At 44.2% G+C, this 16,801-nt stretch carries 8 protein-coding genes; all 8 read left to right on the plus strand.

Annotation, left to right across the window (positions count from 1 at the left end; translation table 11 throughout):
- Positions 1 to 56 precede the first annotated feature (56 nt).
- The 8 genes from SCB77_RS12630 (at position 57) to SCB77_RS12665 (ending at position 16,545) form a co-directional block, all read left to right on the plus strand.
- A complete protein-coding gene (locus tag SCB77_RS12630; RefSeq protein WP_320182365.1) occupies positions 57 to 3,188 on the plus strand; it encodes a SusC/RagA family TonB-linked outer membrane protein in 3,132 nt (1,043 codons plus the stop codon).
- Positions 3,189 to 3,191: 3 nt separating this feature from the next.
- Positions 3,192 to 4,832, plus strand: a complete 1,641-nt coding sequence (locus tag SCB77_RS12635; RefSeq protein WP_320182366.1) for a SusD/RagB family nutrient-binding outer membrane lipoprotein — start codon at positions 3,192 to 3,194, stop codon at positions 4,830 to 4,832.
- A 92-nt stretch (positions 4,833 to 4,924) separates the two neighbouring features.
- Positions 4,925 to 6,157, plus strand: a complete 1,233-nt coding sequence (locus SCB77_RS12640; protein ID WP_320182367.1) for an exo-beta-N-acetylmuramidase NamZ family protein — start codon at positions 4,925 to 4,927, stop codon at positions 6,155 to 6,157.
- Between the two features lie 213 nt (positions 6,158 to 6,370).
- Positions 6,371 to 9,826: a SusC/RagA family TonB-linked outer membrane protein gene (locus tag SCB77_RS12645; protein ID WP_320182368.1), complete on the plus strand. Its 3,456-nt coding sequence runs from the start codon at positions 6,371 to 6,373 to the stop codon at positions 9,824 to 9,826.
- Between the two features lie 14 nt (positions 9,827 to 9,840).
- Positions 9,841 to 11,643, plus strand: a complete 1,803-nt coding sequence (locus SCB77_RS12650) for a RagB/SusD family nutrient uptake outer membrane protein (RefSeq protein WP_320182369.1) — start codon at positions 9,841 to 9,843, stop codon at positions 11,641 to 11,643.
- A gap of 26 nt (positions 11,644 to 11,669) precedes the next feature.
- Positions 11,670 to 13,106, plus strand: coding sequence for a DUF4623 domain-containing protein (locus SCB77_RS12655; RefSeq protein ID WP_320182370.1), 1,437 nt, complete (start codon positions 11,670 to 11,672; stop codon positions 13,104 to 13,106).
- An 89-nt stretch (positions 13,107 to 13,195) separates the two neighbouring features.
- Entirely contained in the window at positions 13,196 to 14,647 is a 1,452-nt protein-coding gene (locus tag SCB77_RS12660) for a glycoside hydrolase family 10 protein (RefSeq protein WP_320182371.1), read from the plus strand.
- 23 nt (positions 14,648 to 14,670) lie between these two features.
- Positions 14,671 to 16,545, plus strand: a complete 1,875-nt coding sequence (locus tag SCB77_RS12665) for an outer membrane protein assembly factor BamB family protein (RefSeq protein ID WP_320182372.1) — start codon at positions 14,671 to 14,673, stop codon at positions 16,543 to 16,545.
- The last annotated feature ends 256 nt before the right edge of the window (positions 16,546 to 16,801 follow it).

Genomic DNA, 16,801 nt, shown 5'->3' on the forward strand with positions numbered 1-16,801 from the left:
ATAGATGAAAAGACTTCCATTGAGCCTTTTTATGAATAAACTTCAAAACAACTACCATGAATAAAGCTTTACTCGTAGCAGTTGCTTTGGGAGGTGTGATACAAGGTGCCTATGCAGGCATTGTTCCAGAGATATTTGGGACAAGTTATCATGCATCGCCCAAAGGTAACTTTCCTAATCAAATTGAGGTTTCCGGAATCGTACGTGATGCTTCTGGACCCGTAGCTGGTGTAACTGTAACGGTGGTCGGTACCTCCGCCGTCGCACAGACCGATCAGAACGGAGCCTTCTCCATTTCGGCAGCATCAGGCAACACACTGCGCTTTTCTGCAATCGGCTACAAATCCAAGGATGTGTCCGTCGAGGGTTCGACCGCAAACGTGCTGTTGGAAAATGATGATACCTCGTTGGATGAGGTGATTGTCACAGCCCTAGGCATAAAACGGGAGAAAAAGGCACTGGGATATGCTGCGCAGGATATTAATGCTGATGAGCTTATGAAAAATAAGAATCCAAATATTATTAATTCGTTGAACGGAAAAATTGCTGGTGTGAATGTTACAAATTCCGGCGGCGCGCCAGGAGCCTCTTCTAATATCGTGATTCGTGGTGGAACTTCTTTGGAGCGCGATAACCAACCTCTTTTTGTTATCGATGGTGTTCCCATGGATAATTCAACTGGGCAAGGAGATAACTCCGCATTTGATGGAAATACCAATATTTCAACGACTAATGGAAACCGAGCGCTCGATCTGAATCCTGAAGACATAGAATCGATCTCCGTTTTGAAAGGGCCATCTGCTGCTGCGCTTTATGGATTGCGAGCTGCTTCTGGAGCTGTGGTTATTACAACGAAGAAGGGTAAAGATGGAGCTACACAGGCATCTATCAGCTCCCGATTTGGAACGAATTGGGTGAATAAGCTTCCCGAGCAGCAAACGTTATATGGTCAAGGGTCCTATTACAATGGATCTCTCGTCGAGCAAACCTTTGAGTCTTGGGGAGATCCCATTGCAGCTGGAGAACTGCGCTATAACAATTTGCGCGACTTTTATGAAACAGCAACTTCCTACGACAATTCTTTTAACATTTCTGGTGGATCGGCAAAAGGGAATTTCTTTTTATCGGGATCTAACATATATCAAACTGGTGTGGTTCCAACGACAGATTTTAATCGATCGACTGTTAGATTCAATGGTGAGCAGAAGCTTGGACGTGTTACCGTCGGCGCAAATGCTTCGTATGCTATGAGTGATACACGTAAAACACTAACCGGATCTGGGCTGTGGGGGGCAGGAGGAAATGGCTATATGGAAGGCGTCCTGATTTGGCCGGGCAATGCGAATATGAAAGATTATTTAAATCCAGATGGTTCCAATAAGCTTCTACTCCCGGAAGTAGCTTTAGAAAATAATATGGATAATCCTTATTGGTTAATTAATAAGAATCCTCAAAATGACAAGACGGATCGGATCATTGGAAATATTTATACCAATATTAATGTTGCGGATTGGTTTGATATTACATATAGACTCGGTATAGATAATTTTACTACGCAGTTTAATTCATTGGTGTCTGAAGGTTCGAGTGTGAAATTGGCATGGCAACAGGGGATGATGTCGAATACGGATAGAAAATACCAATACCTGAATAGCAATTTGATGTTGAATTTCAAGAAGCAAGTGAACGATTGGGACTTTGGTCTTTTGCTGGGTACGACTGCTGAGGATACAAAAATCAAATCTACATCCGTGAGAGGTGAGGGGTTTGTCATTAAAGGATTCGAGAGCATTGAAAATTTTGATCAAACGGATAAGTATTATGCACAGGTATTTAATGACAAGAGATTAGTCGGTGTATATGGTGATTTAAGGATCGGGTATAAAAACTATGCTTACTTGAACTTTACAGGGAGAAATGACTGGTCTTCCACTTTACCAATAGCGAATAGATCATTCTTCTACCCATCGGTTTCAGGATCATTTATTTTTACAGAATTATTGGCAAAGAACGATTTCTTGACATTTGGTAAGTTACGAGCGTCATGGGCTTCGGTAGGCAAGGATGCTACTCCTTACGTTACCAATACTTACCTTTTTGGCCCGGAATTAACGATAGGCGGAGGATTTAGAAATCACTGGACAAGAGGGAATAACCAGTTGCAACCAGAAAAAACTAACGCTTTCGAGGTAGGAACTGATTTACGTTTCTTAAAAGATCGCTTGGGCTTGGAGTTTACCTATTATCAAACAAATTCAATCAACCAAATTTTACAACCAAGAGTTTCCAATGCTACGGGCTATATCTTGACATACTACAATATTGGGGAGCTGAACAATAAAGGTATTGAGTTGACTTTAAATGCGACACCCATAAAAAGGGAAAATTTCACTTGGAATACGGCATTGAATCTATCGCACAATACGGGTAGGGTGGCTGAATTGATAGGCGGATTGGATATTTTATATGTCACCGATGTGCAGGTAGGAACTGGTAAAGCTGCATCTTATAATGACGGAGATTTTATGGCTTTGAGTGGTTCCGTTTGGCAAACAGATGATGATGGAAATCTTTTGCTAGACTACGCGACAGGAAGACCACTGACAACCAATACAACGACGACTTATGTAGGAAACAGAGAGCCTGATTTTATTGGCGGATGGAACAACTCCTTCACATATAAAAATTGGGATCTTTCGTTTTTATTTGATTTTCGTAAAGGAGGTGATGTCTATAACGCATCGGAATATTTGATGACCGTGTATGGTACAGGCCAAAAGACTGGACAGCGAGGAGAGACGTTGCAGTTTACAGGCCGTGCATTGAATCCTGAGACGCAGCAATATGAGACGATTACGAGAGATGTTGTGGCAGATGAGGCATTTTATAAAGATGTATACACAAAGCACACACCAAATTTTATAGAAAATGTCAATTGGTTCAGATTACGCTCTGTTTCGTTGAGTTATTCGTTAAACACGGAATATCTCAAAAGAAGCAAGTTTATCAAGGGGGCAACCTTTAATGCTACGGGGAACAATCTTTGGCTGCTTACGAACTATTCAGGTGTAGATCCTGAGACTAGCGCTGCAGGAGCTGGCGTTGTCGGTTCTGGCTCTGTGGGTGTTGATTACGCGGGAGTTCCCGCAACAGCCGGATTTACGGTAGGTGTTAACTTAAAATTTTAGAAGATGAAGAAGATATTATACCTTTTGGCCATATTGGGCAGTTTTTTTCTGGAAGGCTGTAACAAATGGTTGGATATTAATAATAATCCCAATAGCGCAAATTCGACTGTTCCTTTACCGGAGCAACGTCTGCCTTCCATACTTGCTCAATTTGCGGATGGGTACGAAAGTGCGGGTACAAGAGCTGTCCATGTGACCCATCAATTAGCAAATGTTTATGGGGCAACTACGCGCAACTACTTGCTTACACGGTGGTACTCCGACGCCGCTGCTGCGAATTGGCCTTGGCAAGCTTGGTATGTAAATACCGCGGTAAACATTCAGCCTATGATAGAGGCTGCCGAAAAATTGGAGGCTTATCACTATGTTGGTGTGGGCAAGATCATGAAGGCATGGGGCTTTGGGTATTTGGCTGACTTTTACGGTATACTACCTTATCGGGAGTTCGATAATCCAGAGATTATCACGCCGGCGTTTGATGATGCTGAGTATGTTTACAGTCAAGTTATTCCGCTTTTGGATGAGGCGGTTGTAGATCTTCAAAAAACGCAAGGTGTTGCTGCGCCAGATTTGTCTCTAGGAGACACCTATAACCGAGGTAATGTGGACAACTGGATTAAGCTTGCTTATGGTTTAAAAGCTAGGTTCTTGTCCCATCTCAACAAAAAATCCGTTTACGATGAAGATGCCATTTTACAGGCGTTGCAGAACGCTCCTCAGACAGCGGAAGAATCTACTATTTTCCAATATATTGATCAAACGGAAACGACAACTTCTACAGCTCAATCTGCTCTACAATATGTGAATACATCTGCATCGACTAGATTATCGAAAATGTATTTGGACTACATATTAAATAGATATACCGGTGCGCCAACAGGGGGACAAGATATGCAAGATCCCCGTTTTCAACTTTTGGTTCCGCATGCTCAAGAACCTGATGGAACACTACGGCCATCTATTGGGGTGGATTTTTCCTCAGATGTGGTCTTAACCGGGCCGGTAGCTTATAGTTATTCTCCAACGACCAATAAATTTAGCAATAAAGATTCTGTGTACGTACAATTGCGCGAGGCAGTAGCGGCAAATGGAAGGGTTTTGTCAACGGGAACTTGGTATAACCATAAAGACTCAAAAGGTTTGTTGTTGACTGGCGCCGAGATGAAATTTATTGAAGCGGAAGTTCGTTTTCGAAAGGGTGAGTCGGCTCTTGCCTTAGCGGCTTACAAAGAGGGGATTCGTATTCATATGCAAATCATGGATATTGCTGCGAATGATATAAGTGGCTTCCTAGCAAGTTCTTCTGTCATTCAGAACGCTTCTTCATTGACGTTGAGTCATATCATGATTCAGAAATATATCGCGTTATCTTATTCTCCAGAACAATGGGTGGATATGCGTCGGTTAAACTTTTGTACAGATGCGTCCGGCAATTATAATGAGTTGACAGGTGTATACAAAGGTTATAAGCGGCCTGTACATGTATATACCGAGGCCTATCCTTCAGCAACAGATTGGCCTCGTCGTTTCGCTATGGCAACCTATGAAGTGAATTATAATAGTCAGCAATTGCGCTTGGCTGCTCCTACATTTGATTTACCAACTTATATCAACGAACCGATATGGTGGGATAAGGAAGACTAGTTCGGCTATAAATTCCCGAAAGTTCGCTTTCGGGAATTTTTTTTATTAGCATTTCTTGTTTATGTTTGTTGTACAATTAAAAACGCATAAATATGAAAAGAATAATTGTTGGATGTGCTGTTCTAGCGCTGTTCTTCACATCATGTTCAGCCAATAATCGGCAAAATACCGAAGGTGCAGTCAATGTTGATAGCGCTATGGATACGGCTAGAGCCGAGATTTTGCCTGGTGCCGATCAGCTGCAGGCTTACCTACCATTGTTGAAAGCAAAAAAAGTCGGCTTGATGGGGAATCAGACGTCTATCGTCGGCGCTGAAAAAGAGCATTTGGTGGACGTGTTGTTCAAAGAGAAGGTAGATCTTAAATTTGCCTTTGCGCCAGAACACGGTTTCCGTGGTGAGGTAGAGCGTGGTGAGAAGGTCAGCAATGAGGTGGATACAAAGACAGGTTTGCCGCTTTTTACTTTATATGGAGGAAATGAAAAGCAAGACTCGATTGTAAAGTCGATTGATGTGATGATTTTCGATCTGCAGGATGTTGGTGCACGCTTCTATACCTATATCACTTCGCTACATCGCGTGATGGAGTTGTGTGTAAAACATGGTAAGGAATTGATTGTCTTGGATAGACCTAACCCATGCGGCGACCAAGTGGATGGTCCTGTTCGTCAGGATAATAAGTTCAAATCAAACGTTTCTTTCCATAAGATTGCCATGGTACACGGCCTTACCGTAGGAGAATTGGCAAAAATGATTAATGGTGAGCAATGGCTGGAAAACGGAAAGCAATGTGCACTAACGGTCATTCCGGTTCAACATTGGGATCATAAGGTTCGCTACGAGTTGCCGGTTGTTCCCTCGCCAAGCTTGCCAAACCATCTGTCGATCCGTCTCTATTCGTCTTTGTGCCTGTTTGAAGCAACAGATATATCTATTGGTCGTGGAACAGATTGGCCTTTTCAAGTGATTGGTTACAGCGATCCCGTGTATGGTGACTTCACGTTTACTCCTGGAGAGAAATCCGGCATGACCAAGCATGTAGAAGGTAAAGGGGAGATGTTATATGGTGTTGACCTGCGTAAGCTGGATGCCGATAAACAAAGATTTACCTTGCAATATGTATTAGATTTCTATAAAAAGATGCCAGATAAGGGGAAGTTCTTTGCGCGACCGGAATTCTTTGATAAACTCGCTGGAACAGACCAGCTTCGCAAGATGATTCTTGCGGGAAAAAGTGAGGCCGAGATACGGGATAGTTGGAAGTCTGATCTGGCAGATTATAGGGTAATGCGCAAAAAATACTTGCTTTATCCCGATTTTGAATAACACACTATACCGAAAAGTTGAAACACGCCTTTGTGCGTGTTTTTTTTTGATTTTGCATAAAAGCGTTAAAAAACGCATAAAAATTTTGATTTTAATATTTGTTAACTATATTAGTGCAGGTTTTAGCGTTTACCTTTATTTTATGATGTAAGAAAACGCAGTTTTATTACCTTATTATGGCGTGATTGCTTATTAACAACTAACTAATTAACAATGAGAAAATCATTATTATTTTCTTTGACGGCAACCGCATTTCTGAGTCTCGAAATGGATTCTCTAATTGCGCATCCTTACCGAGTAGTCGTCCCGATGCATGATCATTCTCCGCAACAAGCGCAAGTGAATGGGGTTGTACGGGATGCACGAGGTCCTGTTTCTGGCGTAACGGTAAGCGTCGTAGGCTCGTCGACCTCGTCGATAACGGCGGCGGATGGGAGCTATTCTATTGCCGTTCCAAACAACGCGATACTTCGGTTTTCTTCGATAGGTTATAAACCGCAAGAAGTACGCGTATCTGGAACTTCGCTGGATGTCCTTTTGGAGATCGATGAAAACTCCTTAGAGCAAGTAGTGGTTGTCGGTTATGGTCAGCAGAAAAAGGCAAACCTAACCGGAGCCGTGTCGTCGGTAGATGTGGAGAAGACTTTAGGAAGCCGCCCAATTCCAGATTTCGCTAGGGGTTTGCAAGGAACTGTTCCTGGGCTTTCCATACAGGTTCCCAGCGGAGAAGTTGGCTCTAACCCTGTAATGCGTATACGTGGGCAAATTGCGTCACAAAATGGCTCTAGTAATCCTTTGGTTTTAGTTGACAATGTGGAGGTGCCCAGCGTGCAGGTGGTAAACCCGGACGATATAGAGACGATTACCGTATTAAAGGACGCTGCCGCGAGCTCGATTTATGGTGCTAAAGCGGCCTTTGGTGTTGTCTTGATAACCACAAAAAAAGGAGCTAAAACAGATCGTACGGATGTAAGCTACTCGGGGAATTATTCGTTGCAGTCTCCTTTTGCCGATATACAGCTTGCCGGGATTGAAGGGTTACAATATACCTTGGATGCTCATGATAATATGAAGCAGGCTGGTCCGGCAGGAGGTTTTTGGCGATTAAATTGGGAGAGTTTTGAGAAGATCAAAGCCTGGCAAGAGCAATACGGTGGAACTGTAAAAAACAGCGATCCGGTAGTTTATGGTCGGGATTGGTATTTTGACGGTGTCGATAAATACGGCTATCGTGTCTATGACGCTGCTGATGCGATGATCAAAGATCGTGCATTTTCACAGCTACATAACGTAGGCCTCAACGGCAAGCGTGGCGATACCCAGTACAATTTCTCTGTTGGCTATTTGGGACAGGAGGGTATGATGAAGCCAGCGAAGCATGATGATTATAAACGGTTGACATCCAATTTGAATGTGTCGACAAAAGTATCCGATTTCCTAACCCTACGTGGGGGCGCTATGTATGCAGATGGTACCAAGCGTTATCCAAACTCCACTAATTCTGGCGGATTTACGGCCGACCCTTGGTTGTACTTATACCGTTGGAGCTCGTTATTTCCGATAGGTGTGCAAGAGAATGGTGTAGACCTTCGCGATCCAGCAACAGATGCTTCTTTGGCCCACACAACGACCAAGCGTGATCGTTTCATCAACCTGAACGTGGGTACAACCATTCAGTTAATGAAAAATTGGGATGTTAAAGCTGACTATGCTTACACTTCACAAGTGAATAGCTTGTTTCGCTCACAGCCGACGATTACGGCTGCAGAGCCTTGGTACAGCCCAGTCGTGTGGAATGACGAACTGGGAAATCGCGTGTTTGTGGATGAAAATGGGAATCCAACAGATACCGGTGGTATACCGGGATATAAGTTTCCGATGGTAAATTACGGGACCAAGGCAAACTCCTATGTGTATCGCAATGCTTTTGAATCGCAGAAGCACACCTTCAACGCATTTACCACCTTCCAAAAGAATTTTGCCGATGCGCATGATCTGAAGGTTATGTTGGGTACCAACATTGTGGCGGATGACGAGTTGTCGAACTGGTCCAACCGAACGGAGCTTATCAATAATGACAATCCACAGTTTGATTTTGCAACAGGCGTGCAGACCTCCGGTGGGGCGGCAGATTGGCAGTCTCAGTTTGGTGTTTTTGGCCGTGTCAACTACGCATTTAAGGATAAATATCTGCTGGAAGGGAATCTACGTTATGATGGAACATCGTTGTTTCCGGAACGTTTGAGATGGAGATGGTACCCATCTGCATCCGCAGGATGGGTGGTGAGCAACGAGTCGTTCTTAGAGCAATTAAATCCAGTGTTAAGCTTCCTAAAGCTTAGAGGATCCTACGGTATTATCGGTGATCAATCGGTCTCTAATGGGCTTTATTGGGCACGGATGGGCATTTCTCAAAATAACTGGCTGAGCTCCGATGGACAGCGGTTTTTTCAGCTAGGTACACCGAATCTTATCTCCGATGGTATCGGTTGGCAAAATATCGAACACTTGAATGTCGGTGCGGATGTGCGTTTGTTCAATAATAAATTAGGTTTTGTGTTCGAGTGGTTTCAGCGTTCAACGACTGATATGATTATAGCTGGAGATGCCCTTCCTGCAACACTCGGTGCGGCGGCTCCGAATGGGAATTACGGTAATCTTCAAACAAGAGGTTGGGAAATAGCTGCGGATTACAGCTTGCAATTCGAGAGTGGTCTTCGTTTGAACATCAATGCAAATTTAGCGGATGCTGTAACAATGATAACCAAAGCCGCGGATTACAACACACCTTTTGAAAATAGGAATATCCACAATACTTGGGTAACAGGGAAGCGGTATGGGGATGTGTATGGTTACGTAACGGATCGTCTCTATCAAAAAGATGATTTTATTTACGATGCGAATGGAAATTTTACGCAGACTACCATCGTGTTCGACGGAAATGCCAAACGTACAAATATGTTAGCGGGGGATAATCCGGTTTATCAAACCTTTTTTGAAGATGGCAACCAGATTCTTTTGATGTCTCCCGGCGACGTTAAGTTTGTTGATGTCAATGGTGATGGGTATATCACGCCAGGGAATAATACTTTTGGAAATATGGGGGATCAGGTGGTTATCGGTAACTCTACGCCACGTTACGATTTTGGTTTTCGTTTAGGAGCGGAATATAAGGGCTTTGATTTTGCGGTGTTTGTACAGGGAATTGGTGAAAGGAAAATTTGGGGTGACGGACAGCTCGCTATACCGGGGTATTTCTCGAAAGAAGGAGGCATGCCGAAAGTTTTTGCGACAGATTATTGGCGCGAAGATCGTACCGACGCCTTCTATCCACGTGCATGGAATTACAATGGCTCGAACTCCAGTTTTGTGATGCGTCCGCAGACGAGATACATGCTGGATATGGCCTATGTCAGGATAAAAAACATAAATTTTGGATACAGCGTGCCCACCAAAGTCCTGAACAAGATGCACCTGTCTAGAGCAAGAATTTATGTGTCGCTGGAGAATATGTTCACCTTCGATAACTTGAGAGGCCTGCCGATAGATCCGGAGACGATCTCGGGTAGTTCAATGTTGTTGTCCAACGGTAATTATAACCTAGGTCGCACAGGAACTGCAAACCCGACATTTAAGTCGGCTTCTATGGGTATACAGATTGGTTTATAGTAAAAGGGAAAAAAATGAAACTATCAAAAATAACATATGCTTTAGTTGCACTATCTATTGCCTTCACTGGATGTGACAAATTTCTAGATAGACCTCCCCTGACGACAGAACAGGATGAAACCGCTTGGGTAACGGAGGACAACGTACGTTTGTATGCAAATAAATTCCTGCCTGATTTTTTTGTAGGATATAATACTGGATTTACCACAACTTCTGCTCCATTGATGGGGTATACGTTTAGCGACGATGTCCTGTCCTTGGGTAACCAGAGCAATTTTACGCGAGCTGTACCCATAAGTGCTATTTGGAGCTATTCCAATATTCGATCATTAAATGTTATGGTGGATCGAATCGAAAATAGAATGGGTGCGATTCTTTCTGACGAAGCCAAGTCGCATTGGTTGGGCGTAGCCAAGTTCTACAGAGCCTGGCGCTATGCACAGCTTGTGTTTACATATGGCGATGTCCCCTATTACGATTATCCTGTTAGCGATACCGATTTGGATGCGCTTTATAAGCCGAGAGATCAGCGTGACATGGTGATGGATGCGGTGTTTGATGATCTGAAGTATGCTATGGAGGTTGTTCGTTTAAATGATGGCGACCAGAACTTAAATAGGTATGTTGTGGCCGGTATGATTGCGCGGATAGCTCTGCAAGAAGGTACCTGGCAAAAATATTACTACGAAAACAATGCGCGAGCGCAGAAATTCCTGGAATTGGCGGTCACTGCTGCAGATTTACTCATGAGTAGTGGGCGCTATGATATCGTCACAGAGTATCGCGCGCTATTTACTGCTGAAAGCTTGAAGGATAATCGAGATTGTATTTTCTACAGACATTACGACGAAGCGATTGCTGTGCAGCATTCTATTGCGACCTATTCCAATCTAAGAGAGACCTTGGCGATAGGGCCGACAACAGATCTGCTAAAATCTTACTTATGTCATGACGGGCGTGTGTGGGAGAATTCATCACTTGCTGACGCGGATAAATTTGACTTGTCCACGATGATAAAAACTCGTGATCCGCGTTTCGAGGCTACGTTCCATCGTAATCCTTCCGCGTTGAATAGGGCGTCGTTGTTTTACATCACGAAGTTTCTTCCGAGAAATATTGAGGCAATTCATGAGAATCCGGCAAACTCGCCTGTGGTAAACTTTACGTCTAACCGTAACACGACAGATTATCCTGTGCTACGCTATGCAGAGGTGTTGCTGAACTGGATCGAAGCTAAAGCAGAACTATCCACGTTGGGAGGTGTGGCTGTTACCCAAGACGATATCGAAAAAAGTATAAACAAAATTAGGCAACGGCCGGTTGCGGCGGAAGCTATTGCGAGAGGTGTTGAAAAGACAGCCGGTTTACAATTAAATAGTATACCGGCAGATCCGCAGCGCGATATTTCTGTAAGTCCGCTCTTGTGGGAGATACGTAGAGAGCGGCGGATGGAGTTTGCCTTTGAGTATTCTCGAGTGGCAGACTTAGAACGCTGGAAAAAACTGGAATATATGGATACGCAGGCGAATCCTGATTTGCTATCCGGTGGCTGGATAAATTTTCAAGCGCAGCTTCCGGCATTAATCAATACGGATCTTGGTGTAGTATCGCTTAACGGTACTTATGTAGCCTACAATGGATCCAATGCAGCACAGATGAATGGGTTTTACAGACATCGCAGCAATGCGGATAGGTTGCCGTTTATCAACCAAGTAAATATCAATCCATATTTATCTCCAGTGGGGCGTAACCAAATTGATGATTATGCAGCAAGGGGGTATGTGCTTCGACAAACCCAAGGATGGCCTGAGAACTAAATTCCACATTATTAAACTAAATAGAGATGAAAAATAATATCCTGATTAATAGATATATCACATCGATGTGGCTCCTGTGCGGGATAGTGGCCGTTTTGCTGTCTGGCTGCAAGGATGATTTTCCGGAAAATGTGGCCTCCGACAAGTTTACAGAACTTTCAACAATAAGGATAACGAATGCGGGTGCTGATGGTGCAACTAGTATTGAAGGGGTTATCGATGAAGATCGTAAGACAATTTCTTTTCCTCGAATAGATCCAGAAACGGATTTTGAAAATATTCAATTTGAAGCGGTATTGTCTGATGGCGCTAAATTGGATAAAGAGCGTTATACCTTTCCGTTTACGGAAGGCGACTCGGAGAAAACAATCGTTATCAAAGTGACGAACGCTCCAAGGTACAAGGAGTATTTTGTCACCTTGCGTTTGCGAATTCCCGTTTTTGGTGCAGATGTAGCGAAGCGTAATGTGTTTGACTTTACGAACAATGAATTAGGAAATCCGATCTACGAAACATTTGTGTCGGCCTTAACTCGTGGATCCGGATTTGACGGAGAGCATGTTTTGGTAGTTACGCGTCATGTTGCGGGATCACACCTGTTGAAAGTTAGTGATCTACGGAACGGGGTGGCCAATAAAATTCCATTAAATCTAAGTGGTGTATCTCAGGGTACTTTCGCGGTATCCGTAGGTGATATTGTCAACGGACATACATACATTGCTAATCTTTCCGGTAATACTGCGGCAAGTCCTTTAAAGATTTATCATTGGACCGACCCTAATGTTGCGCCACAAGTTATCGCGAACATCAATGTTGGGACTATTGCCGGTGCAGGTGTTAGGCATGGAGATAACTTCACCATCAATTTAGATGACTCGGGGAATGGTTTTATCTTCTTCGGCGACAATGCAGGGACAAAGGTTTTGCGACTAACGGTTACAAATTATACCACCGTTGGTGATCCGTTAGTAATTACCTCAACGGTGAATGTAGGCTCATGGAGCTCCTTCACGCGGGTGGGTAATACCGATAACTACCTTTTTACAGGGCATGATGCTCCGATTATGGTTGTTAATAGCGCTGGAGCTTTAACGCACACGCTGGGTCGTACGGCAATACCTATCCGCAGCTCGGCCGCAAGAGTGGTGGAGTTCAATGGGGAGCGTTACCTTCTGACAACGACGGCTGCACGTACTGGTTCAGAAGGTACAGTAATGTATCTGTACGATATCACGCGTGGAGCAAATATTGTTGATGCGTTAACCGCTTTTGAACAGTCGGAAAGAAGGCCGCTACTGGAGTACTCCTTTTTGGGTCCAGCAAATACTTCGCCTTCTACACAAACTGGATGGGCTGTGATCAAGGATGAGGAAGGAAACGACGAGACACTTCTGCTTTACTCAGGAGCTAGTGATGCCGGTTTTGTGGTGATGGAAATTCCAAAGAAGGAACCTGAAGATTAATGTTAAAATTATAAAGGGTAAGCGCGGCCGTAAAGTGGTGCTTACCCTGCTCTTTTGTCTACTGATATTTTGCTGTGATGAACCATTTAATGAAAAGAAAGATTTTTATGCTTGCCTGCTCCATTGTGTTGCTTTGGGCTAGCAGTTGTAGTAAAAGTTCGGATGTACCATCTCCAGAACCAGAACCGCCAACCGGCGAAGGAGCACTGTTATTTCCTAAGAAAGAAATGCGTGCCGTCTGGATGACGACGGCTTGGGGCTTAGATTGGCCGCTTGGAGATTACACAGAGGCGGGGCAAAAGCAAAAGTATATTCAATATTTGGACAAGTTCAAGCAGATGAATATAAACGCCATTTTTTTTCAGGTTCGTGCGATGGGCGATGCCTACTATAATTCGGCATATGAACCCTGGAGCGCTTCCCTAACCGGTGCTAGAGGGAATGCTCCAAGTTATGACGTGTTAAAATTCTTGATCGATGAAGCCCACGCTCGAGGCATAGAGTTTCATGCGTGGATGAATCCATATCGAATTGCTACTCGTGCTGGTACATCGACAGCTTATCCGGCATTGCACAGCTCCATCAATGCCAGTTGGGTGGTTAGTCATGAAAAGATTCAAATATACAACCCGGCGCGGCCGGAGGTACGCGAGCGTATTGTCAACATTGTGAAAGAATTGATCTCAACATACCCTGTCGATGGGTTGCACTTGGATGATTATTTTTATCCAGATCCTGCGTCGGCAGGAACCATGGTGTCTGATCAGCAAGATTATGAGACCTATGGGACGGGTTTTGGTACTATTCAAGCATGGCGACGAGATAACGTAGATAAAGCGATACAGGGCATACATCAGGCGGTCGTCGCCACAAGGCCTGAAGTTGTTTTTTCGATATCGCCAGCTGCCAACAAGGATTATAATTTCAATACCTTGTACGCGGATTTAGGAAAGTGGTGTCAACAAGGTTGGGTCGATTTGCTTATTCCGCAACTTTATCAGGAGATTGGCAACAGCTCGAATAATTTTCAGACGAATCTTTCGATTTGGGCACAGTATAATTATAGTGCGGCGCTGGTTATCGGTCACGGTCTTTATAAGTTTGGTGATGCCAGCCAACCGGCAGCATTTCAGACGACGCAGGAACTCGATAGACAGTTCAATTTGACTAAGCTCAATAAAAAGGCTGTAGGTAGTGCGATGTATAGTGCCAAATATATTCTCGACAATAAAATTGGAATCGCCGATAGGCTGTCTGTCTTGTACGAAAATCCTGGGGTTATTCCATTTATGGGGCGGCAAGTGGCCGCTGCGCCTGCAGTCCCCGGATCTTCTAGTATAACGTCCGCTACATTGCGTTGGACAAATACTTCCGGTCGATCGGTTGTTTATCGATTCTCCGATCTCAAGGCGGAAGGGCAGGTCGTTGCGGTCACCAATGCTAATTCTTTGCTGTTAAATCAGCCGGGGTTTTATGTGATCACAGCTTTAAATGTGGACAATCAAGAGAGTGGTGCTACTGTACCAATTGAATTTAAGTAGTGTTTTTACGTTTTCGACAGACAGTGGGGGTATTAAATTTATTGGTTAAAGCTGGTGTTTTTTGTTTTTTTCTGACTGCTGTGCCGCTGCTGGGGATTACCCAACAACCATTCAAGTTTGCTCAGGTTACAGATACACATGTGGGCAGTTCTACGGGTGCGGAGGACTTGCGTTGTACAGTTCGGGATCTCAACAATCAAAAAGATATCGACTTCGTTCTGCTCTCGGGCGATGTTACCGAGTTCGGTTCCGATGAAGAGCTTCAGCTTGCCAAACAAATTTTGGACAGCCTGTATTTGCCACTTTACGTAATTCCGGGGAACCACGATAGCAATTGGTCGGAAAGTGGTGCTAATTCCTTTCGTAAGGTTTTTAATGGAGAGACATTTTTCTTCAGGCACAAGGGCTACATGTTTATGGGGACGGCCTCTGGGCCTAATATGCGCATGGGGCCTGGGCAGGTTCCACGGGAAAACCTTGTTTGGATGGATTCGGTTTTTGCCGCCCATTCGGATGTGGAAACTCCGCTCATCTATATCAATCATTATCCGCAGGACTCTTCGCTCAACAATTGGTACGAAGCTATTGATCGCGTAAAGCAGCGTAATGTGCAGCTTATGCTTTGTGGGCATGGTCATGTTAACAAACTTTACGACTGGGAGGGGATTCCAGGGGCTATGGGACGCTCGAACCTGCGTGCTAAAGATTCGATCGGTGGATACAATATCATCAGCATTGCCAATAACAAGGCTGTTTATCAGGTTCGTCGACCCGCCGTAAAAACGGAAGATCCTTGGTTGCAGGTGGACTTGTTGGATCATCGGATTGGGCAACATGATGTTAGGTCTGGCAGACCAGATTATTCGGTCAATGAAAAATATAAAGCACAGGTGTCGGAGCTGTGGCGGTTTGAAGATGAAGCGGATTTGGGCGCAGGTTTCGCGGAGTACAAGCAGCTCCTGATTACCGGAAATACGGCGGGTTACGTATTTGCGCTGGATAACAAAAGCGGCAGAAAAATCTGGGCGTATAAAACCGGTGGAAAGATCTATGGAACACCTGCTGTCTGGAAAAGGATGGTGGTTGTGGGTTCGTCTGACGGCAATATCTACGGTTTAGACGCAGACAGTGGGAAAGAAAAATGGCGAATACGTACGCCAAAAGCGGTGTTGGGTAGTCCGGTCGTTAATCATGGTGTTGCATTTATTGGATCTTCAGACGGTGTTTTTCGCGCTATTGATGCGGTTTCCGGAAAGATCCGATGGACATTCAATGAAGTCGCTGGTTATGTCTCTGCGAGGCCGACCCTTTACAATGGATTGGTAATCTTTGGCTCTTGGGGCAATGGTTTTTACGCCTTAAATCAGCAGACTGGAAAATTGGTCTGGAGCTGGAGCAATGGGCAGTCGAGCCGTATGTTATCTGCGGCGGCCTGCTATCCTGTGGTGCAGCATGATAAGCTCTACCTCGTGGCTCCAGATCGGTACATGACCTGCTTGAATGCTAAAACGGGCGCTGTTATTTGGCGTAACAAAATGGACGATGTGCGTGTTCGGGAATCGATGGGGATCTCCAAAGATGGTCAATATGTCTATGTCAAAACGATGGACGGTAATTTGTTAGGCGTATCAACAGCGGCTGAGGAAATGCATATCGGATGGCATTCTACCTTGCAGTTGCCCTATGAACTTAATCCGACAGCGATAGAAACCGCAGGTTCGCAGGTTTTGGTGCCTAGCCATTCCGGCCTGCTTTCTGGCGTAGATGCGGTAAGTGGGCAGGTATTATGGCAGTATAAGCTGTCTAATTCAATGATTAATCCTATGTGCGTATCGAAAGGCGGGCATGTAATCGTTTCTTCGATGGATGGCAAAATCGTTAAGTTGAAAGTGAAGTAGGTTAGTGGGTGGTTTTGTATGCAAACATCAACCCCTGTTTTGCTGTGATTTTCAGTAAACTAGTCGTTATCGTAACAAATAGTTTACTTTTTTTTAAGCGGAAATTATAAATACATATAAAATTATCTATGTTTGACGTTGATTATCAGAAGGGATACAGCTGTGTAGGTCGTTGCTGATCATTCTTGCACGAAGGCTCGCTCTACGACGAGTCGATGGCAAAAAAAGAGGGTTAAGGAAAAATAAAAAATAGATG

Origin of the sequence: Sphingobacterium bambusae, assembly GCF_033955345.1 — a bacterium.
GTDB lineage: Bacteria > Bacteroidota > Bacteroidia > Sphingobacteriales > Sphingobacteriaceae > Sphingobacterium > Sphingobacterium bambusae.